Origin of the sequence: Comamonas antarctica (assembly GCF_013363755.1) — a bacterium.
In the GTDB taxonomy this organism is placed as follows: Bacteria; Pseudomonadota; Gammaproteobacteria; order Burkholderiales; family Burkholderiaceae_C; genus Comamonas; species Comamonas antarctica.
In genome coordinates this window covers 3,625,969-3,647,155 of record NZ_CP054840.1, presented here as the reverse complement: position 1 = coordinate 3,647,155, position 21,187 = coordinate 3,625,969, and the positions used below count along the sequence as shown (strand labels likewise).

Below are 21,187 nucleotides of genomic sequence, written 5' to 3'. Positions count from 1 at the left end.
GGGGCACACAGCGCGCCGCAAAGGGTGCGGATTGCGCCAGCCTGCTCAGCCGGGCAGGGCGCTGCTGCGGCGCCGGTATTGCGCCGGCGTCTCCCCGGTCCATTGGCGGAAGGCGCGCATGAAGCTTTTCTCGCTGGCAAAGCCGCAGGCCAGCGCCACGCGCTTGATGGGCTGGCTGGTGCGGTGCAGCAGCGCCAGCGCGCGTTCGCGCCGCACGCCGTCCTTGAGGGCCTGCAGCGAAGTGCCTTCGTCCTTGAGCTGGCGGTGCAGGCTGCGGGCCGACAGGTGGAGTTCCCCGGCCAGCGTCGCGGCCGTGTGCAGCGATTGCGCATCCGCGATCAGCAGCCGGCGCACGCGCTGCAGCAGCCGCCGCTCGCGCCGGTAAGGGCGCACCGTGAGCGGCAGCGCGCGCTGCAGCATCTGCTGCAACGCGGCCTCGTCGCGCGCCAGCGGCAGCGCGAGGCAGCGCGCGTCGAAGCGCAGCGAGGCCCGGGCCGCGCCAAAGCGAACGCCCGCGGGCGCGGCCACGGGAAACAGTACCGGGTAGACATCGGCATGCGCGGGCGCGGCAAAGGGAAAGCCGGCTTCGAGCAGCGGCAGGCGCGCATCGATCATCCAGCTGGCCAGGCCATGGATGTTGCGCAGCACCGAGACCAGGCAGAACTCGCGCATCGCGCCCAGCGGACGCTGCTCGGTGATCGCCAATTCGGCCGTGTCGCCCTGGGTCTGCAGGCGCAGCGCGATGTCGTCGGCCAGCAGGCCGTGGTGGCGGCACCAGCGCGCGAGCGCCAGGCCCAGCGTGGCGCTGCTGATCGAGGCGCGCGCCAGCATGCCGTAGCTGCCCCAGGGCAGGCGCCGGCTGAACCAGCCCAGGGCCTCGTCGTCAAGCTCGCGCATGGCCGCATCCGACAATGCCTCCATCTGCATGGCGGTGATGCGCGCGGCTGGGTCGGCAACGCAGCGTGGCGCAATTTGTGCCTTGCGCAGTGCCGCGTCGGCGCTCATGCCGCGGTCGGCATAGGCCTGCACCACGGCCTGCACGAAGGCCATGGGCGTCAGCGCAGGGTGGCCGCCAGCCGCGTGGGCGGCCAGGGGCTGGGGTGGGCGGACAAGAGCCGGTGTGGACATGGTGCTGGCAATTATTGCAACCTTTGTGGCCTGATCGGCGCAAGCTGCAAGCTTATGCTGGCATCATGCCCCGCCCACCGACCGCCACCCTGCGCCGCTCAATGCGCGGAATGCCCTGCGACCGCCTCGCCGTCGGCCAGCGGCAGCCCGGCGGCGCGGCGGGCCACGGCCAGGCGCTTGCGCAAGGCGACTTCGGAGAGGTCGATTTCATTGACCAGGCTGCGCAGCGACTCGTCGTTGATGCGGTGCGCCTGGCGTTCGGCGTAGAGCACCTCGCGCTCGCGCTGCAGGCAGTGGATGCGCATGTCCAGTTCCATGACGTAGCGCAGCTTGCGCTGGCGCACCAGTTCGGGCGATTCGCTCTGCGCCTCGACCGACGAAGCCGAGGTGCTGCTGTCGTCGAGCAGGTTCAGCCGGTTGCGGTATTCCTGCGCCAGCCGGCCGACGACTTCCTGGCGCTGCGCCAGCCAGTCGGCGTCGTGCTGCGCGGCCTGTTCCTCGGTCAGCATCATGCTGCCCAGGGCGGCCTGGCTGGCGGCAATGCGCGCCAGGCGTTCCTCGCGCACGGTCTCGGGCTCGGGCGCCGGCGGCATGTGGCGCAGTATCCAGGGAAGCGCGATGCTGGCCAGCACCAGCGTGAACAGGATGGTGCCCGTGGCCAGGAAGATCAGCAGGTCGCGCGCCGGGAACGGCTGGCCGTTCTTCAGCAGCAGCGGCACGGACAGCGCGGCGGCCAGCGACACCGCGCCGCGGATGCCGGCCACGGTGGTGGCCAGCGTCAGCAGGCGCGAGGGTTTCTCGGCCATCTTGCCCTCGTGGTGGGCCAGCCGCAGGCTGCCCTGCACGCCCAGCATCAGCCAGACCCAGCGCATCAGCAGCAGCGCCGTGGAGATCACCACGACATAGCCGACCAGAATCCACCACTCGTCACCCGCTGCCACCAGCGTGCTGCCGATGATGGACGGCAGCTGCAGGCCCAGCAGCAGGAAGATCGCGCCGTTGAACGCGGCCTCGACCATCGACCAGGTGGCGCTGCTTTGCATGCGCTCGGTGATGAAGTTGCCGCGGTCGAGGTCGGCGAAATTGGTGGCCACGCCCGCGGCCACGGCGGCCAGGATGCCCGAGACGCCGATCTGCTCGCCGACGATGTAGGCGGCAAACGGCAGCAGCAAAAGCAGCAGCACCATCTGCGTGGCGGCCACGTCGCCCAGGCGGCGCGTGATGGCGCTGCGCGCATAGCTGAAGCCCCAGCCCAGCGCCGCGCCCACGCCCAGGCCGCCGACGGCCATCCAGGTGAATTCCTTGGCGACGTCGCCCCACGAGAAGAACCCGGTCAAGGTCGCGGCCACGGCGAACTTCAGCGCCACCAGGCCCGAGGCATCGTTGAGCAGCGATTCGCCCTCCAGCACATGCATGGTTTTCTCGGGCATGCCCAGATTGCGCGTGATGGCCGACACGGCCACGGCATCGGTGGGCGAGATCACCGCGGCCAGCGCGAAGGCCACCGTGAGCGGCATGACGGGAATCATCCAGTGGATCAGATAGCCCAGGCCCAGCACCGTGAACAGCACCAGCACCAGCGCCAGCTTCAGGATAGGCTTGTAGAGCGCGAAGAACTCGCGTTTGGGAATGCGCGCGCCGTCGGAAAACAGCAGCGGCGGAATGAACAGCAGCAGAAACAGTTCCGGGTCGAACGCAATGTGCAAGCCCTTTTGCGGCCACGCAATCAGTGCACCGAGCGCAATTTGAATCAGGGGCAGCGGAATGGCGCGGACATATCTGGCCGCGATGCCGGTCAGGGCCCCGAGCATCAGTACCAGCAAGACGGTTTCAACAGTGTGCATCCAGGCATTGTCCCCAGCGGCCATGGGCGCAGACGGTTGAATGGACAAAAAAACCCCGTTTGCCGCTAGGGCAAACCAGACACAACCAGAAACAGGGCAAGTCATGGGCATTCTCGAATCTCGACTCAACTCCCGCTCGGCGGATTTCCTGGCCAATGCGGCCGCCATGCAAGCCGTGGTGCAGGACCTGCGCCGCCAGGTCGACAAGATCCTGGCCGGCGGCGGCGAGGCCGCGCGCGCCAAGCATCTGGCGCGCGGCAAGCTGCTGCCGCGCGAGCGCGTGCAGCAATTGCTCGATCCGGGCACGCCATTCCTCGAAGTCGCGCCGCTGGCCGCGCTCGACATGTACGACAACGCCGCGCCGGGCGCGGGCCTGATCGTCGGCATCGGCCGGGTCAGCGGCATCGATTGCATGATCGTGTGCAACGACGCGACGGTGAAGGGCGGCACCTACTACCCGATGACCGTGAAGAAGCACCTGCGCGCGCAGGAGATCGCGGCGCAGAACCGCCTGCCCTGCATCTACCTCGTCGACTCGGGCGGCGCGAACCTGCCCAACCAGGACGATGTGTTTCCCGACCGCGAGCATTTCGGCCGCATCTTCTACAACCAGGCCAACCTGAGCGCGCAGGGCATTGCGCAGATTGCCGTGGTGATGGGCTCGTGCACGGCCGGCGGCGCCTATGTGCCGGCCATGAGCGACGAGTCGATCATCGTCAAGGAGCAGGGCACGATCTTTCTCGGCGGCCCGCCCCTGGTCAAGGCGGCCACCGGCGAGGTGGTCAGTGCCGAGGACCTGGGCGGCGGCGACGTGCATACCCGGCTCTCGGGCGTGGCCGATCACCTGGCGCAGAACGACCTGCATGCGCTGGCGCTGGCGCGCACCGCGGTCTCGCACCTCAACCGCAGCAAGCAGCCCGACGCCGCCGATGCTGCGCCGGTGGCGCCGCGCTTTGCGGCCGAGGAGTTGTATGGCGTGATTCCGGTCGATACGCGCAAGCCCTTCGATGTGCGCGAGATCATTGCGCGCATCGTCGACGACAGCCGCTTCGACGAGTTCAAGGCGCGCTTCGGCAGCACCCTGGTCTGCGGCTTCGCGCGCATCGAGGGCATGCAGGTGGGCATCATCGCCAACAACGGCATCCTGTTCAGCGAGTCGGCCGTCAAGGGCGCGCATTTCATCGAACTGTGCTGCCAGCGCAAGATCCCGCTGGTGTTCCTGCAGAACATCACCGGCTTCATGGTCGGGCGCAAGTACGAGAACGAAGGCATTGCGCGCCACGGCGCCAAGCTGGTGACGGCGGTGGCGACGGCGGCCGTGCCCAAGTTCACGATCATCATCGGCGGCAGCTTCGGCGCGGGCAACTACGGCATGTGCGGGCGCGCGTTCTCGCCGCGCTTCCTGTGGATGTGGCCCAACGCGCGCATCTCGGTGATGGGCGGCGAGCAGGCGGCGAGCGTGCTGGCGACGGTCAAGCGCGACGGCATCGAGGGCCGCGGCGGCCAGTGGAGCGCCGAGGAGGAAGAAGCGTTCAAGGCGCCGATCCGCCAGCAGTACGAAGACCAGGGCCACCCCTATTACGCCAGCGCCCGCCTCTGGGATGACGGCGTGATCGACCCGGCCGACACGCGCCGCGTGCTGGCGCTGGGCCTTTCGGCCGCGCGCAACGCCCCGATCGAGGACACGCGCTTTGGCGTGTTCCGCATGTAAAGGAGCCTCCATGTCTACGCTTCACATCACCTATGACGCCGGCGTGGCGCGCATCACGCTGGCGCGCCCCGAGATCCGCAACGCCTTCAGCGATGTCGCGATTGCCGATATCACCCAGGCCTTCCTGACGGTGGGCGCGCGCGCCGATGTGCTGGCCGTGGTGCTCGCGGCCGAAGGCCCGGCGTTCTGCGCCGGCGCCGACCTGAACTGGATGCGCCGCATGGCCGACTACACGCGCGACGAGAACCGCGACGACGCCGGCAAGCTCGCCGAGATGCTGCGCGTGATCTACGAATGCCCCAAGCCGACGCTGGCACGCGTGCAGGGCGATGTCTACGCCGGCGGCATGGGGCTGGTGGCGGCCTGCGACATGGCGGTGGCGGCCGACACCGCGGGCTTTTGCCTCAGCGAAGTCAAGATCGGCCTGATCCCCGCGACCATCAGTCCGTATGTGATCCGCGCGATGGGCGCGCGCGCCGCGCACCGCTACTTCCTCACCGGCGAGCGCTTCGACGCGGCCGAGGCGCATCGCATCGGCTTCGTGCATGAGGTCGCCGGCGCGGGCGCGCTGGATGAAAAGGTCGACGCCATGCTCAAGCCGCTGCTGAGTGCCGGCCCGGCCGCGGTGCGCGCCTGCAAGCAGCTGGTGATCGACGTGGCCGAACGCGAGATCGAGCCCGGGCTGATTGCCGCCACCGTGGAGGGCATCGCCACCATCCGCGCCAGCGCCGAGGGCAAGGAAGGCGTGCAGGCCTTTCTCTCCAAGCGCAAGCCTTCCTGGCTCGCATGAGCGCAGACAACGAAATTCCGGGAGACAGAATGTTCAGCAAGATCTTGATTGCCAACCGCGGTGAAATCGCCTGCCGCGTGGCCGCGACGGCGCGGCGCCTGGGCGTGCGCACGGTGGCCGTGTACTCCGATGCCGACGCGCGCGCCAAGCATGTCGCGGCCTGCGACGAGGCCGTGCACATCGGCGGCAGCGCGCCCAAGGACAGCTACCTGCGCTGGGAGCGCATCCTGGCCGCGGCCCAGGCCACGGGCGCGCAGGCCGTGCACCCGGGCTATGGCTTTCTCAGCGAGAACGAGGAGTTCGCCCAGGCCTGCGCCGACGCCGGCCTGGTGTTCATCGGCCCGCCGCCGTCGGCCATCGAGTCGATGGGCCTGAAGGCCGGCTCCAAGCAGCTGATGGAAAAGGCCGGCGTCCCGTTGGTGCCGGGCTACCACGGCAGCGACCAGGACCCGGCGCGGCTGCAGGCCGAGGCCGACCGCATCGGCTATCCGGTGCTGATCAAGGCCAGCGCCGGCGGCGGCGGCAAGGGCATGCGTGCCGTGGACCGCAGCGAGGACTTCGCCGCCGCGCTGGCCAGCTGCCAGCGCGAGGCGATCAACAGTTTCGGCGACGATGCAGTGCTGATCGAGAAATACGTGCAGCGCCCGCGCCACATCGAGATCCAGGTGTTTGGCGACACCCTGGGCAATTACGTCTATCTGTTCGAGCGCGACTGCTCGGTGCAGCGGCGCCACCAGAAGGTGCTGGAGGAAGCACCTGCGCCCGGCATGACCGAGGCGCTGCGCGCGCAGATGGGCGCAGCCGCCGTGGCCGCGGCACGCGCCGTCAACTACGTCGGCGCGGGCACGGTGGAGTTCATCGTCGAGCAGCGCGAAGGCGGCGCGATGGACTTCTTCTTCATGGAGATGAACACCCGGCTGCAGGTCGAGCACCCGGTCACCGAAGCCATCACCGGCGAGGACCTGGTCGAGTGGCAGCTGCGCGTGGCCAGCGGCGAGCCGCTGCCCAAGCGCCAAGACGAGCTGCGCATCATCGGCCATGCGATCGAGGCGCGCATCTGCGCCGAGAACCCCGACAACCAGTTCCTGCCGTCCACCGGCACGCTGCAGGTCTACCGCAAGCCCGCGGCCAGCAGCTTCAGCGTGGCCGATGTGCGCATCGACGACGGCGTGCGCGAAGGCGATGCCATCAGCCCGTTCTACGACTCGATGATCGCCAAGCTGATCGTGCGCGGCGACAACCGCGCGCAGGCGCTGGCGCGGCTCGATGCGGCGCTGGCGCAGACGCAGATCGTCGGCCTGGCCACCAACGTGCAGTTCCTGCGCCAGGTGCTGCGCTCGCCCTCGTTTGCGCAGGCGCGGCTCGATACCGCGCTGATCGAGCGCGAGAAGGACGTGCTGTTCCACCAGGACCCGGTGGGCGTGCCGCTGGCCGTGGCCGCGGCCACCGCCAGCGCGCTGCTGGGCGAGCAGGCGCAGCAGGGCGCCGATCCGTTCAGCCGGCGCGATGGCTGGCAGTCGCATGGCACGACCGGGCGTGCCTGGTCCTGGGTGATCGAGGGCGCGACCGTGAATGCGCGCCTGCGCTACCTGCCCGGCGGCGCGCTGGTGCTGGCGCTGGAAGCGCAGGAGGACCTGCCGGCGGTGGAGGCACCGCTGGTGTTCTCCTTGGCCGACGGCGTGCTGGACCTGGAGTTCGCGGGCCAGCGCACGCGCGCGCAGGTGCACCGCCTGGGCGAGCAGTTCCACGTGTTCACGCCGCGCGGCGCGCAGACGCTGACCGGCATCGACCTGCTGGCGCATGCGGGCGAGGAGCACGCCGAAGGCGGGCGCCTCACCGCGCCGATGCCGGGCAAGCTGGTGTCGTTTGCCGTCAAGGCCGGCGACAGCGTGGTGGCCGGACAGGCCCTCGCGGTGATGGAGGCGATGAAGATGGAGCACACCATTGCCGCGCCGCATGACGGCGTGGTCGAGGAACTGCTGTACCAGCCTGGCGACCAGATCGGCGATGGCGCCGAACTGCTGCGGCTGGCGCGCGCGTAAATGCACAAAACCAGGGCTTTTGGCGGGCGCGGCGGCAAGCCGCGTTACGCTCCACGTCCATGAAGATCACCTTTTGCTGCGCCGACACCCATCCCCGTGCCTGGATCGAGGGGCTGCGCGCCGCGCTGCCCTTGGCCGAACTGTCGGTCTGGCAGCCCGGCGACCCGCAGGCCGACTACGCCGTGGTCTGGACGCCGCCGCAGCAATTCATGGACGAGCAGCCCGGCCTCCAGGCCATGTTCAACCTGGGCGCAGGGGTCGACGGCCTGCTGCGGCTGAAGCTGCCCGCGGGCGTGCCGGTGGTGCGCATCGAGGATGCGGGTATGGCGGTGCAGATGGCCGAGTATGTGTGCCATGCGGTGATCCGCCACTTCCGCGAACTCGATGCCTATGCGGCCGACATGGCGCGTGGCGAATGGACCTTTCGCAAGCCGCGCCAGCGGCGCGACTTTCCGGTCGGCGTGATGGGTCTGGGCGTGCTGGGCCAGCGCGTGGCGCAGGCGCTTGCGCATTTCGAGTTCCCGGTCAACGGCTGGAGCCGTTCGCCGCGCCAGCTGGCGGGCGTCACGACCTACAGCGGCGCCGAGAGCCTGGAGGAATTCCTCGGCGCGAGCCGGGTGCTTGTCAATCTGCTGCCGCTGACCCCCGATACCCGCGATATCCTCAATGCCGCAACGCTGTCGCGATTGCAGCCCGGCGCCTATGTGATCAACGTCGCGCGCGGCGCGCACCTGGTCGAGGAAGACCTGCTGGCCCAGCTGGAATCGGGCCATGTCGCGGGCGCCACGCTCGACGTGTTCCGCACCGAGCCGCTGCCGGCCGACCACGCCTTCCGGCGCGATCCGCGCATCACGCTCACGCCGCACACCTCGGCGCGCACGCTGCGCGAGGACTGCCTGGCGCAGATCGTCGGCAAGATCGCCGCGCTCGAGCGCGGCGAGGCGCTGACCGGCGTGGTCGAAGGCACGCGCGGCTATTGACCCCGGACGCCTCGCCGCCGCATCACAACAACTACCTACGGAAACAAAACCATGCCCTATCCCTCCCGCGTCAAACTGGTGGATGTCGGCCCGCGCGACGGGCTGCAGAATGAAAAACAGACGGTGCCCGCGGCCGTGAAGATCGAACTGGTGCACCGGCTGCAGGCCGCGGGCCTGCGCGAGATCGAGGTGACGAGCTTCGTCAGCCCGAAATGGGTGCCGCAGATGGGCGACAACGCCGAAGTCATGGCCGGCATCGAGCGCCAGCCCGGCGTGCGCTATTCGGTGCTGACCCCCAACCTGCGCGGCTTCGAGTCCGCGCTGGCCAGCCGCCCCGACGAGATCGTGGTGTTCGGCGCGGCCAGCGAGGCCTTCAGCCAGCGCAACATCAACTGCTCCATTGCCGAGAGCATCGAGCGCTTCGCCCCCGTGGTCGAGGCCGCGCGCGCGGCCGGCATCTACGTGCGCGGCGCGATGTCCTGTACCGTGGGCTGCCCCTATGAAGGCGAGATCGCGCCCGAGCGCGTCGCTTACCTCGCGGGGCTGATGAAGGGCATTGGCGTGCAGCATGTGGGCGTGGCCGACACGATTGGCGTGGGCACGCCGCTCAAGGTGCAGCGCGCGCTCGAGGCCACGCTCGCGCATTTCGCGCTGGACGATGTTTCGGGCCATTTCCACGACACCTACGGCCAGGCATTGGCCAACACGCTGGCCTCGCTCGAGATGGGCGTGTGGCAGTACGACACCTCGGTGGCCGGCCTGGGCGGCTGCCCCTACGCCAAGGGTGCGACCGGCAATGTCGCCACCGAAGACGTGGTCTACATGCTGCACGGCATGGGCATCGACACCGGCATCGACCTCGATGCGCTGATCGACGCGGGCCAGTACATCAGCGATTTCCTGGGCCGCCCGACGCAGTCGCGCGTGGCCAAGGCCTTGCTGGCGAAACGGGAGGCGAGTGTCTGTGACGCTGTCTGACATTCCGGTCGTCGCGGCACCGGCCGTGGCGGACAAGCCGCTGATCGACATTCCGGTCGCGCTGGCACGGCGCGCGGCGCAGGTCGCGGCCGAAGGCGGCTTTGCCGCGGACTTCGACGGCGTGGTCACCTCGCCCTGCATCAGCGTCTGCCGCATGACGGCCGACCGCAGCCATTGCCAGGGGTGCTTTCGCACGCTGGAAGAACTGCGCGCCTGGGGCAAGGCGGATGCGGCGACGCGGCAGGCGATCTGGGTCAAGCTGCTGGAGCGGGCGGGGGTGGCGCATCCGGCGCAGGTGGTTTCCAGCTAGAGATTGGCCCTTCATCCTTCGACAAGCTCAGGACGAACGATAAAAGCCATGGGAGCCGTCGACAGCCTTGGCACGAGGGTTCAACCGTTCGTGCTGAGCCCTGGGCCTGTCGAAGGGCCGAAGCATGGACGGCCGGCCTCGCAATTAGGACCGAACATGAAACACATCACCTTCCACCTCGATTTCGTTTCCCCCTATGCGTGGCTGGCCTTCGAGCGCATGCCCGAAGTGCTCGAGGGCCTGAGCTACACGGTGCAATACCGCCCGGTGCTGCTGGGCGCGCTGCTCCAGCGCGATGGCAATCCCGGGCCGGCGGGCATTGCGGCCAAGCGGGAATGGACCTATCGCCATGTGCATTGGCTTGGCCAGTCGCTGGGCGTGCCGCTGGACATGCCGGCGGAGCATCCGTTCAACCCCCTGCCGCTGCTGCGGCTGGCGCTGCAATGCAGCGATGACGGCAGCATCAACCGCTTTGTCGCCGGCACGCTGCTGCGCCATGTCTGGCAGGGCGGGCAGCCGGCGCTCGACGCACAGCGCCTCGAGGGGTTGCAACAGCAATTGCAGGGCCAGCTGCGCACCGACGACCAAGCCGCACAGCGCGCCAAGGACTGGCTGCGCGCCAATACCGACGCGGCCGCAGCGGCGGGCGTGTTTGGCGTGCCCGCATGGGAGGTGGATGGCAGGATTTTCTGGGGGCTTGACGGTCTTCCCATGCTGCGCGACTACCTGGCGCAGGCGCCCTGGTTCGATGCCGCGCATTGGGAGGAACTGCCGCGCACGCCGTCAGGGCTCAAAGGCTGAGGCGGGCCGCAACGCCGCAATTTTCATATCCCAAAACGCGGGCCAAGGGTTGGACCCGAGAATGTCAGCGCTGCGTCAGTTTGGCGCAAGCTCCTGTTGGTTTGGTGTCAGAGAGGGGTCAGTGGCGTCTCCAAGAATGGGGGTGACCGCCGCAGGCGGCACCCATAACCAACAGGAGACAACAGCATGGCCATCAACGCTTCACCCGGCGCGGGTGTCAAGGGCGCGGCACCGCGCCCGATGACATCCGAAGAGCGCAAAGTGATCTTTGCATCATCCCTCGGCACGGTTTTCGAGTGGTATGACTTCTACCTTTACGGTTCGTTGGCGGCCATCATTGCCAAGCAGTTCTTCAGCGGCCTCGACGAAGGTTCGGCCTTCATCTTCGCGCTGCTGGCGTTTGCCGCGGGCTTCATCGTGCGTCCGTTCGGCGCGCTGGTGTTCGGCCGGCTCGGCGACATGATCGGACGCAAGTACACCTTCCTGGTGACGATCCTGATCATGGGCCTGTCGACCTTCATCGTCGGTATCCTGCCGACCTATGCGTCGATTGGCGTGGCCGCGCCCGTGATCCTGATCATCCTGCGCATGCTGCAGGGCCTGGCACTGGGCGGCGAGTACGGCGGCGCTGCCACCTATGTCGCCGAGCACGCGCCGCATGGCCGCCGCGGCGCCTACACCTCGTGGATCCAGACCACGGCGACGCTGGGCCTGTTCCTGTCGCTGCTGGTGATCCTGGGCGTGCGCACCTCGGTGGGCGAGGCCGCCTTCGTCGACTGGGGCTGGCGCATTCCCTTCCTGGTGTCGATCCTGCTGCTGGGCATTTCGGTCTGGATCCGCATGACGCTGTCCGAATCGCCGGCGTTCCAGAAGATGAAGGCCGAGGGCAAGACCTCCAAGGCGCCGCTGGCCGAGTCGTTTGGCCAGTGGAAGAACCTGAAGATCGTGCTGCTGGCGCTGTTCGGCCTCACCGCCGGCCAGGCCGTGGTCTGGTACACGGGCCAGTTCTATTCGCTGTTCTTCCTGACGCAGCAACTCAAGGTCGACGCGGTCACCGCCAACCTGATGATTGCCGCTGCGCTGCTGATCGCCACCCCGTTCTTCGTGGTGTTCGGCACGCTGTCGGACCGGATTGGCCGCAAGCCCATCATCATGCTGGGCTGCGTGCTGGCCGTGCTGACCTACTTCCCGGTGTTCAAGGCGCTGACTGCTGCCGCCAACCCCGACCTGGCCGCGGCGCAGGAGCGCAACAAGGTGGTGATCGTTGCCGACCCGGCCGAATGCTCGTTCCAGTTCAATCCGACCGGTACCGCCAAGTTCACCAGCTCGTGCGACGTGGCCAAGCAGGTGCTGGCTTCGGCTTCGGTCAGCTATGACGCCGTCGATGCGCCTGCGGGCACCCCGGCGGTGATCAAGATCGGCACGACCGAGATCCCCAGCTTCTCGGCCAAGGGTCTGACAGCGGAGGAAGCCAAGGCAAAGGACGTGGCGTTCAAGAAGTCGGTCGCCGATGTGCTCAAGGCCGACGGCTATCCGGCCAAGGCGGACCCGGCGAAGATGAACAAGGTGATGATGGTCGTGATCCTGACCTACCTGGTTCTGCTGGTGACCATGGTCTATGGTCCCATTGCCGCGATGCTGGTCGAGCTGTTCCCGACGCGCATCCGCTACACCTCGATGAGCCTGCCGTACCACATCGGCAACGGCTGGTTCGGCGGCCTGCTGCCGACGATGTCGTTTGCCATCGTGGCGCAGACCGGCAACATGTACAGCGGCCTCTGGTATCCGATCATCATTGCCGGCATGACGGCGATCGTCGGCACGCTGTTCGTGCGTGAGACCAAGGACATCGATATCTACGCCGGCGATTGACCCTGGGCGTCGCGGCCCCTGTGCACTCTTGCGGTGCAGGGGCCGTACATGCACCAATATGTTGCAAAAAAGCATCAAATGATGGCTGTCATGGGCCTGAAGCTTTTTTCTCGCAGATGGGCATCCTAGAATTTTGCCTATGGTCGAAGTAGGTCGACTCCTACGAGTCTTGCTTGATTACTTCGAACTGAATTCAAAATCTAGGAACTCCCATGAACAACACTCAACGCGCATTGCTGGCCGTCCTGGCCATCGCTGGCACCTCGGCCGCCATGGCCCAAAGCAGCGTCACCATCTACGGCCGCGTGAACACTACGGTCGAACGCCAAAAGCTCGGCGACGTCACGCGCTCCGCCATGGAAAACAACGCCTCGCGTTGGGGCATCGTGGGTTCGGAAGACCTGGGCGGCGGTCTCAAGGCCGGTTTCCAGCTCGAGAGCGGTTTCGCTTCCGACACGGGTGTGACCTCGCCCCAGTTCTTCGGCCGCCAGAGCGAAGTGAACCTGTCGGGCGCTTTCGGTGCCGTGCGTCTGGGTAACTTCATCTCCGATTCGTACTACGCCACCGCTGACTACATCAGCATGCACAACCACGACACCGGTACTTCGGCCGACGCGCTGTATGCCTACGTGATGCGCGATGTGAACAAGATCGGCTACCGCTCGCCCAAGTTCGGCGGCTTCAGCGCCGAAGGCGCTGTCTCGCTGAGCGAAAAGGCGCCCGGCGCGAAGAACGCTTTCGACCTGTCGGCCAACTACAACGCCGGTCCCCTGGGCCTGGGCCTGGGCTACACCAGCAACAAGGCCGTTGAAGGCGTGTTCGGTGCCTTCTCCGGCGAAGCCGAGCAGATCGCCCTGCGCGGTTCCTATGCTGTGGGTGCCTTCACCCTGGGCGCGTACTACCAGTACGCCACGCTGGACAACGTCAACGGCACGACCGCCGATGCCAAGCGCCACGCCTACCGCCTGGCCGGCATGTACACCCTGGGCGCTTCGGAATTCCACGCCAACTTCGGCCGTGCCGAAAAGATCAAGGTCGGTGGCAACACCCTGGACGGCACCGCTGCCAACCAGTGGACCCTGGGCTACAACTACAACCTGAGCAAGCGCACCAAGGTCTACGGCTACTACACCAAGATCGACAACGGTTCGAACATCAGCTACGTCGGCGGCCCCATCGGTGCCGACTTCAGCTCGCTGGCTGTGGGCGTTCGCCACAACTTCTGATCGCCTGACGGCCTGAGCCCGGCCCCCGGGTCGGGGCTTGCAAGCTGCAACCTCCCTGCGCTTCGGTGCCGGGAGGTTTTTTTTTGCCTTGGCGCAGCCGTTACTGAATAAATACACAGTGATTGCCAGGCAATGTTTTGTCCGACAGCAGGCCCCTCGGGTCCAGTCCTAGAATGGTCCGCCACCATTCAGAAAGACTGCCTGTATGTCCCAGGGACTGATCCGCATCCGCGGCGCGCGCCAGCACAATCTCCAGAACGTCGACCTCGATATCCGCACCGGTGAATTGACGGTCGTCACGGGGCCCAGCGGTTCGGGCAAGTCGAGCCTGGTGTTCGATACGCTGTATGCGGAAGGCCAGCGCCGCTATGTCGAGACCTTCAGCGCCTATGCGCGCCAGTTTCTCGACCGCATGGACAAACCCGCCGTCGACCGCATCGACGGCGTGCCGCCGGCCATTGCCATCGACCAGACCAACCCGGTGCGCAATTCGCGCTCCACGGTCGGCACGATGACCGAGCTCAACGACCATCTGAAGCTGTTGTTCGCGCGTGCAGCGCATCTGCACGACCAGGTCACGGCGCTGCCGGTGCGCCACGACACGCCGGAATCGATCTATGAGGAGTTGGCGCAGCGCAGCGCGGCCGCGGGCGATCCGCGGCTGGTGGTCACGTTCGCGGTCGAGCTGCCGGTCAACACCACGGCCGAGGAGGTCGAGCAGTGGCTGTCGGCCAGCGGCTTCACCAAGGTCCAGGCCGAGCGCGAGGTCGAGCATGCCGCAGCCGAAGCCGCGAAGGGCAAGGGCAAGAAGGGCGCGGCCGCACCGACGCGCGTCAAGCTCCTCGATGTGGTGGCCGACCGTTTCCGCTTCAGCCGCACCGAGCGCGCGCGCGTGATCGAGGCCATCGAGGTGGCGCTCAAGCGCGGCAGCGGCCATATGACCGTCTACAGCCTGCCCGAAGAAGGCGGCGAGCCCGAGCTGTGGCGCTTCTCGCTGGGGCTGCACTGCCCGGAAAGCGGGCTTTCCTATACCGCGCCCATGCCATCGCTGTTCTCGTTCAACTCCGCCGTGGGCGCCTGCGAGGCCTGCCGCGGTTTCGGGCGCGTGATCGGCGTCGACTGGGGCCTGGTGATTCCCAACGAGAAGCTCACGCTGCGCACCGGCGCCGTGAAGGCCATCCAGACGCCGGCATGGAAGGAAATCCAGGACGACCTGATGCGCCATGCCGAAGCCGAAGGCATCCCGCGCGACACCGCCTGGGCCAAGATGAGCGCCGAGCAGCAGGCCTGGGTGCTGGACGGCTCGCCGAAGTGGAACGGCAAGTGGAACCAGACCTGGTACGGCATCAAGCGCTTCTTCGAGTACCTTGAGAGCAAGGCCTACAAGATGCACATCCGCGTGCTCTTGTCCAAATACCGCAGCTATACCGAGTGCCCGACCTGCCGCGGCGCGCGCCTCAAGACCGAGAGCCTGCTGTGGCGCCTGGGCACCAAGCAGGGCGCGGATGCGGTGCTGCCGCCGGCGCAGCGCTTCATGCCCGCGGGCGTGTCGTGGAGCCGCGAACAGCTCGAGGCCCTGCCCGGGCTGTGCCTGCATGATCTGATGCGCTTGTCGATCCACCGGCTGCAGCAGTTCTTTGCGACGCTGATTCCCAGCGAGCAGCCGCAGATGTCGGATGGCGAAGCCCAGGCGCTGAAGATGCTGCACGCCGAAATCGACACCCGGCTCAAATACCTCGTGGACGTCGGCATTGGCTATCTCACGCTGGACCGGCAAAGCCGCACGCTCAGCGGCGGCGAGGTGCAGCGCATCAACCTGACCACGGCGCTCGGGACCTCGCTGGTCAATACCCTGTTCGTGCTGGATGAGCCCAGCATCGGCCTGCACCCGCGCGACATGCTGCGCATCACCGAAGCCATGCAGCGCCTGCGCGACGCGGGCAACACGCTGGTCGTGGTCGAGCACGACCCGGCGGTGATGTTTGCCGCCGACCGCATGATCGACATGGGCCCGGGCCCGGGCGCGCGCGGCGGACAGATCGTGTTCGACGGCACGCCCGATGCGCTGCGCCATGCCGACACGCTGACCGGCGCCTACCTCGGCGGGCGCAAGCAGGTCGGCTTCGGCTTCAAGCGCATGGTCACCGAATCCACGCCGCGGCTGATTCTCGAGGGCGCACGCGAGCACAACCTGCGCCACCTCGATGTCGATTTCCCGCTGCAGCGCCTGGTCACCATCACCGGCGTCAGCGGCTCGGGCAAGTCCACGCTGATCCAGGACGTGCTCGCGCCCGCGCTGCTGCGCCACTTCGGCAAGCCCACCGACGCCGCGGGTGCGTTCGACCGCCTGATGGGCGCGGACCATCTGAGCGATGTCGTGTTCGTCGACCAGTCGCCGATCGGCAAGACCGCGCGCTCCAACCCGGCCAGCTATGTCGGCGCCTGGGACAGCATCCGCGAGCTGTTCGCGGTCGCGCCGCTGGCGCGCCAGCGCGGCTATACCGCGGCGAAGTTCAGCTTCAACAGCGGCGACGGCCGCTGCCCGACCTGCGGCGGCTCGGGCTTCGAGCATGTCGAGATGCAGTTCCTGTCCGATGTCTACCTGCGCTGCCCCGACTGCGACGGCCAGCGCTACCGCCCGGAAATCCTCGAGGTGCATATCGAGCGCCACGCGGTGGGCGAGCTGCAGCCGCGCCGCCTGAACGTGGCCGATGTGCTGGAACTCACGGTGAGCGAGGCCGCGCAGCTGTTTGCGCAGGACCGCGAGGTGCTGCGCGCGCTGCAGCCCATCGTCGATGTCGGCCTGGAGTACATGAAGCTGGGCCAGCCCGTGCCCACGCTCAGCGGCGGCGAGGCCCAGCGCCTCAAGCTGGCGGGTTTCCTGGCCGAGGCCGCCAAGACCGCGGCCAAGTCGCGCCAGGCGCTGGCACGCAAGGGCACGCTGTTCCTGTTCGACGAGCCGACCACGGGGCTGCATTTCGACGACATCGCCAAGCTGATGCGCGCGCTGCGCAAGCTGCTCGAAGCCGGGCATTCGCTGATCGTCATCGAGCACAACCTCGACGTGATCCGCGCCAGCGACTGGCTCATCGACCTCGGCCCGGAAGGCGGCGAGGGCGGCGGCCTGGTCGTCGCACAAGGCACGCCCGAGGACGTGCGCCAGCACCCGGGCTCGCATACCGCGCAGGCGCTGCGCGAGTACGACCTGGCGATGGGCGTGGGCGGCCAGTTGGTCACCGAGGTCGCGCCCATGCTTTACCCGAGCGCGGGCCACAAGGCGCATACGCAGCCCGAGAAGGACGTGATCGAGATCGTCAACGCACGCGAGCACAACCTCAAGCAGCTGTCGGTCGAGATTCCTCGTGGCAAGTTCAACGTGGTCACGGGCGTGAGCGGCTCGGGCAAGTCGACGCTGGCGTTCGACATCCTGTTCAACGAAGGCCAGCGCCGCTACCTCGAATCGCTCAACGCCTATGCGCGCTCCATCGTGCAGCCCGCGGGCCGTCCCGAGGTCGACGCGGTCTACGGCATCCCGCCCACGGTGGCCATCGAGCAGCGGCTGTCGCGCGGCGGGCGCAAGTCCACCGTCGGCACGACCACCGAAGTCTGGCATTTCCTGCGCCTGCTCTACGTGAAGCTGGGCGTGCAGCATTGCATCCATGATGGCGCGGCGGTGCAGCCGCAGACCCCCGACAGCATTGCCGCCCAGCTGATGACGCAGTTCCGCGGCCAGCATATCGGCCTGCTGTCGCCGCTGGTGGTCAACCGCAAGGGCGTCTACACCGAGCTGGCCGACTGGGCGCGTCCGCGCGGCTACACCCATCTGCGCGTCGATGGCGAATTCCTGCCGACCACGGGCTTCCCGCGGCTCGACCGCTTCAAGGAGCACAGCATCGACCTGCCGATCGCCAGCATCGAGGTCTCGCCGCGCAACGAAGCCGAGCTGCGCCTGCATCTGGCGCAGGCGCTCGAGCTGGGCAAGGGCGTGGTGCATGTGCTCAGCGGCATCGACGACCTGGCCGCGGCCATGGCCGGCGGCCAGAGCACGGCCGGCGTCGGCAAGCTGCAGGCGTTTTCCACGCAGCGTGCCTGCCCGGTCTGCGCGACCAGCTATGCCGAGCTCGATCCGCGGCTGTTCTCGTACAACAGCAAGCATGGCTGGTGCCCCGACTGCGTGGGCACGGGCGTGCAGCTGACCAAGGACCAGCGCCAGGTCTATGACGACACGCTGCTGGCCGAGGACAACCGCGGCCGCGAGGTCAAGTTCGAAGGCCAGGAGGTCGAGGAGATCGCCGAGGTCACCTGTCCCTGCTGCGCGGGCACGCGGCTCAACGCCACGGCGCGTGCCGTGCGCTTCCACGACGTGGGCATCACCGACATCGCGCGGCTCTCGGTCACCGACGTGCGCGTGTGGGCGCAGGCGCTGAGCTTGAGCGGTCGCGAGGCCGGCATCGCGCGCGACCTGCTGCCCGAGATCCAGGGCCGGCTTGAATTCCTCGAGGAGGTCGGCCTGGGCTACCTGACGCTGGACCGCGGCGCGCCCACGCTCAGCGGCGGCGAGGCCCAGCGCATCCGCCTGGCCGCGCAGCTCGGCAGCAACCTGCAGGGCGTGTGCTATGTGCTCGACGAGCCCACCATCGGCCTGCATGCGCGCGACAACCAGATCCTGCTCAACGCGCTGCACAAGCTCGGCGACAAGGGCAACACGCTGGTCGTGGTCGAGCATGACGAGGACACCATTCGCCGTGCCGACCATGTGATCGACATCGGCCCGAGCGCGGGCAAGCGCGGCGGCCGGCTGGTCGCCCAGGGCACGCCCGAGGACGTGATGCAGTCCGAGGAATCATTGACCGGCCGCTATCTGCTGCATGCAATGCGCCATCCGTTCCAGCCGCGCCGTCCCGTGGTCTGGCCGCCTGTGGCGCAGGCCGCCGTGGCCGAAGCCGTCGAAGCACCGAAGAAGCGCACGAAAAAGCAGCAGGCGGCCGATGCACTGGCCGCGCGCGAGGCCGACAGCGCGGCCGCCAACGCGGCGCTGACCCAGCCGGCCGTGCGCGGCGGCAGTGGGCCGCAGCGCTGGCTCACGGTGCTGGGCGCCGATCTGCACAACCTGCAGCGCGTCGATGCGCATGTGCCGTTCAAGCGCCTGGTGGCGATCACCGGCGTCAGCGGCTCGGGCAAATCGACGCTGGCGCGCGACGTGCTCTGGACCAATGTCGCGGCCTGGGTCGGCCAGCGCAGCACCTTTGCCGGGCGCGAAGCCATGGATGCGGGCCAGGCGCCGGCGCTGGTCGGTTGCGCCGGCCTGCGCGGTTTCGAGACGATCGACCGGGTGCTGGAAGTCGACCAGACGCCGATCGGCAAGACGCCGCGCTCCTGCCCGGCCACCTACATCGGTTTCTGGGACACCATCCGCAAGCTGTTTGCCGATACGCTCGAAGCGCGTGCGCGCGGCTACGGTCCGGGCCGGTTCTCGTTCAATACCGGCGAAGGCCGCTGCCCGACCTGCGAAGGCCAGGGCGTGCGCACCATCGAGATGAGCTTCCTGCCCGACGTCAAGGTGCCATGCGATACCTGCCACGGCGCGCGCTTCAATCCCGAGACGCTGGCCGTGACCTGGCGCGGCAAGAGCATCGGCGACGTGCTGCAGATGGAGGTCGACGAAGCCGTGGACTTCTTTGCCAGCATGCCCGGCATTGCGCACCCGCTGCAGCTGCTCAAGGATGTGGGCCTGGGCTATCTGACGCTGGGCCAGCCCTCGCCCACGCTCAGCGGCGGCGAAGCCCAGCGCATCAAGCTCGTGACCGAACTCACCAAGGTGCGCGACGACATCGCGCGCCGCGGCAACAAGGCGCCGCATACGCTGTATGTGCTCGATGAGCCCACGGTGGGCCTGCACATGGCCGACGTGCAAAAGCTCATTGAGGTGCTGCACCGTTTGGTCGATGCCGGGCATTCGGTGATCGTCATCGAACACGACCTGGATGTGATTGCCGAAGCCGACTGGGTCATCGACCTGGGCCCGGAAGGCGGCAACGGCGGCGGCCGCATCGTCGCCGCGGGCACGCCCGAGACGCTGGTGGAGCAGGGCACGCATACCGGCAACGCGATTGCGCCGGTGCTGGCGCGCGGCGTGGCGACGCCCGGCGTAGCGACGCCCGGCGTGGCGACGCCCGACGCAACGGCGCCCGACGCAACGGCGCCGGCCTGATGCGCGAATACGCTGTCCATTGGCATGCGCAGGCGCCGGCCAAGCCGGCGCTGGGCGCGCCCTGCAATGGCTGCGGCCTGTGTTGCCTGGCCGAACCCTGCCCCATGGGCATGCTGGTCTCGCGCCGGCGGCAAGGCGCGTGCAGCGCGCTGCGCTGGGACGAGACCGGCGCGCATTACCGCTGCGGCGTGCTCGAGGATGCGAAGGCCCTGGCTGCATCGCCCGGCCGCTGGCAGCGCTGGCGCGGGCGACTTTGGCTGCGCGCCGCAAGGCGCTGGATTGCGGCCGGCGTGGGCTGCGATGCCGATCTGCAGGTGGAGAAAGCCTAGCGCTCCTGCAACTGCTGCTGCAGCAGTTGCACGAAGGAATCGGCGCGCGCCGAGGGCGCACGGTGCAGCGGCAGGGCCAGCGCGATCTCGACCGGGCATTGCGGCAGCAGCGGCCGCACTGCCAGCTCCGCGGCGAACTTGTGGGCCACGTAGGGATTGACCACGCCTATGCCCGTGCCTTCCGCGGCGAGACAGCAAATCGTCGATGAATAGGTGGTCTCGATGGTCGAGCGCGCCTGTACGCCATGGCGCTGCATGGTCTGCTGCAGTTGCCGGCAGATGTCGTCGTCGGCGTTGAGCGTGAGCAGCAACTGATCGGCGAGATCGCTCACATGCAATTGCCCGCGCTGCGCCAGCGGGTGGGCGGGATGCATGACGCAGACCGCCTGGCTATGGTGCAGCACGCTGGCGCTCAGGTCGGGCGCATCGATGGCCATGGTGCTGACCACGAGATCGAATTGTCCCAGCTGCAGGCCTTCGCGCAGATGCGCGGTGCCCAGGGTTTGCAGGCTGATGGGCGTGCCCGGGTGCTGCTGCACGAATGCATGCACCACGGCCGGCAGCACCGACAGGCCCAGCGCGGGCGTGCAGCCGATGCGCAGCGTGCCCGCGCCCGACATCCGCAGGCCCTGCAGCTCGCGCTCGATGCGCTCCAGGCCGACGAAATGCTGTTGCACCGTGGCATGCAGGTCCAGTGCTTCGGGCGTGGGGCGCAGCCGGCCCTTGTGCATGTCGAAAAGCTTGAGTCCGGCACCGGCCTGCATCTGCGATAGCAGGCGACTCACCGAAGGCTGGGTGGTATGCAGCAGTTGCGCCGCGGCAGTGGTGGTTCCGGCCTGCATCACGGCACGGAAGGCTTCGATTTCGCGAAAACTCAGAGGGCGGGGCATGGCGCGAAGGGTATACCAATCCTGTATGGACAGAGCGGAAAAATGCATTTTGCTGCGTAGGTTGAGCTCCCTACA

General features: G+C 67.8%; 14 protein-coding genes. 11 read left to right on the top strand and 3 right to left on the bottom strand.

All coding sequences use genetic code 11. The features are described 5' to 3' along the window. Positions 1-45: 45 nt before the first annotated feature. Positions 46-1,128: an AraC family transcriptional regulator gene (locus tag HUK68_RS16940; RefSeq protein WP_175505259.1), complete on the bottom strand. Its 1,083-nt coding sequence runs from the start codon at positions 1,126-1,128 to the stop codon at positions 46-48. A gap of 98 nt (positions 1,129-1,226) precedes the next feature. Then, positions 1,227-2,972 (bottom strand): Na+/H+ antiporter, encoded by a 1,746-nt coding sequence (locus HUK68_RS16935; RefSeq protein WP_175505258.1) that lies wholly within the window; start codon positions 2,970-2,972, stop codon positions 1,227-1,229. 103 nt (positions 2,973-3,075) lie between these two features. Between HUK68_RS16935 and HUK68_RS16930 the strand changes: the two genes are divergently transcribed. The 11 genes from HUK68_RS16930 (at position 3,076) to HUK68_RS16880 (ending at position 20,222) form a co-directional block, all read left to right on the top strand. Beyond that, positions 3,076-4,683: a carboxyl transferase domain-containing protein gene (locus HUK68_RS16930; protein WP_175505257.1), complete on the top strand. Its 1,608-nt coding sequence runs from the start codon at positions 3,076-3,078 to the stop codon at positions 4,681-4,683. Between the two features lie 10 nt (positions 4,684-4,693). After that, entirely contained in the window at positions 4,694-5,473 is a 780-nt protein-coding gene (locus HUK68_RS16925; RefSeq protein WP_175505256.1) for an enoyl-CoA hydratase/isomerase family protein, read from the top strand. A 29-nt stretch (positions 5,474-5,502) separates the two neighbouring features. Beyond that, entirely contained in the window at positions 5,503-7,515 is a 2,013-nt protein-coding gene (locus tag HUK68_RS16920) for an acetyl-CoA carboxylase biotin carboxylase subunit (RefSeq protein WP_175505255.1), read from the top strand. Between the two features lie 59 nt (positions 7,516-7,574). Continuing rightward, entirely contained in the window at positions 7,575-8,495 is a 921-nt protein-coding gene (locus HUK68_RS16915; protein ID WP_175505254.1) for a 2-hydroxyacid dehydrogenase, read from the top strand. A gap of 51 nt (positions 8,496-8,546) precedes the next feature. Beyond that, positions 8,547-9,473, top strand: coding sequence for a hydroxymethylglutaryl-CoA lyase (locus HUK68_RS16910; RefSeq protein WP_175505253.1), 927 nt, complete (start codon positions 8,547-8,549; stop codon positions 9,471-9,473). Between the two features lie 43 nt (positions 9,474-9,516). After that, positions 9,517-9,783, top strand: coding sequence for a DUF1289 domain-containing protein (locus HUK68_RS16905; protein ID WP_175505881.1), 267 nt, complete (start codon positions 9,517-9,519; stop codon positions 9,781-9,783). Positions 9,784-9,939: 156 nt separating this feature from the next. Continuing rightward, the gene (locus tag HUK68_RS16900) at positions 9,940-10,584 is read left to right on the top strand and encodes a DsbA family protein (RefSeq protein WP_175505252.1); all 645 of its coding nucleotides are present in this window, start codon (positions 9,940-9,942) and stop codon (positions 10,582-10,584) included. Between the two features lie 186 nt (positions 10,585-10,770). Then, the gene (locus HUK68_RS16895; protein WP_175505251.1) at positions 10,771-12,456 is read left to right on the top strand and encodes an MFS transporter; all 1,686 of its coding nucleotides are present in this window, start codon (positions 10,771-10,773) and stop codon (positions 12,454-12,456) included. 212 nt (positions 12,457-12,668) lie between these two features. Continuing rightward, the gene (locus HUK68_RS16890; protein ID WP_175505250.1) at positions 12,669-13,682 is read left to right on the top strand and encodes a porin; all 1,014 of its coding nucleotides are present in this window, start codon (positions 12,669-12,671) and stop codon (positions 13,680-13,682) included. 205 nt (positions 13,683-13,887) lie between these two features. Next, a complete protein-coding gene (gene uvrA / locus HUK68_RS16885) occupies positions 13,888-19,893 on the top strand; it encodes an excinuclease ABC subunit UvrA (RefSeq protein ID WP_175505249.1) in 6,006 nt (2,001 codons plus the stop codon). After that, positions 19,893-20,222 (top strand): hypothetical protein, encoded by a 330-nt coding sequence (locus HUK68_RS16880; RefSeq protein ID WP_175505248.1) that lies wholly within the window; start codon positions 19,893-19,895, stop codon positions 20,220-20,222. Before uvrA ends, HUK68_RS16880 begins: the two co-directional genes overlap by 1 nt. Here HUK68_RS16880 and HUK68_RS16875 read toward each other — a convergent pair. Continuing rightward, entirely contained in the window at positions 20,219-21,112 is an 894-nt protein-coding gene (locus HUK68_RS16875; RefSeq protein WP_175505247.1) for a LysR family transcriptional regulator, read from the bottom strand. The two genes, HUK68_RS16880 and HUK68_RS16875, sit on opposite strands and share 4 nt — an antisense overlap. Positions 21,113-21,187 lie beyond the last annotated feature (75 nt).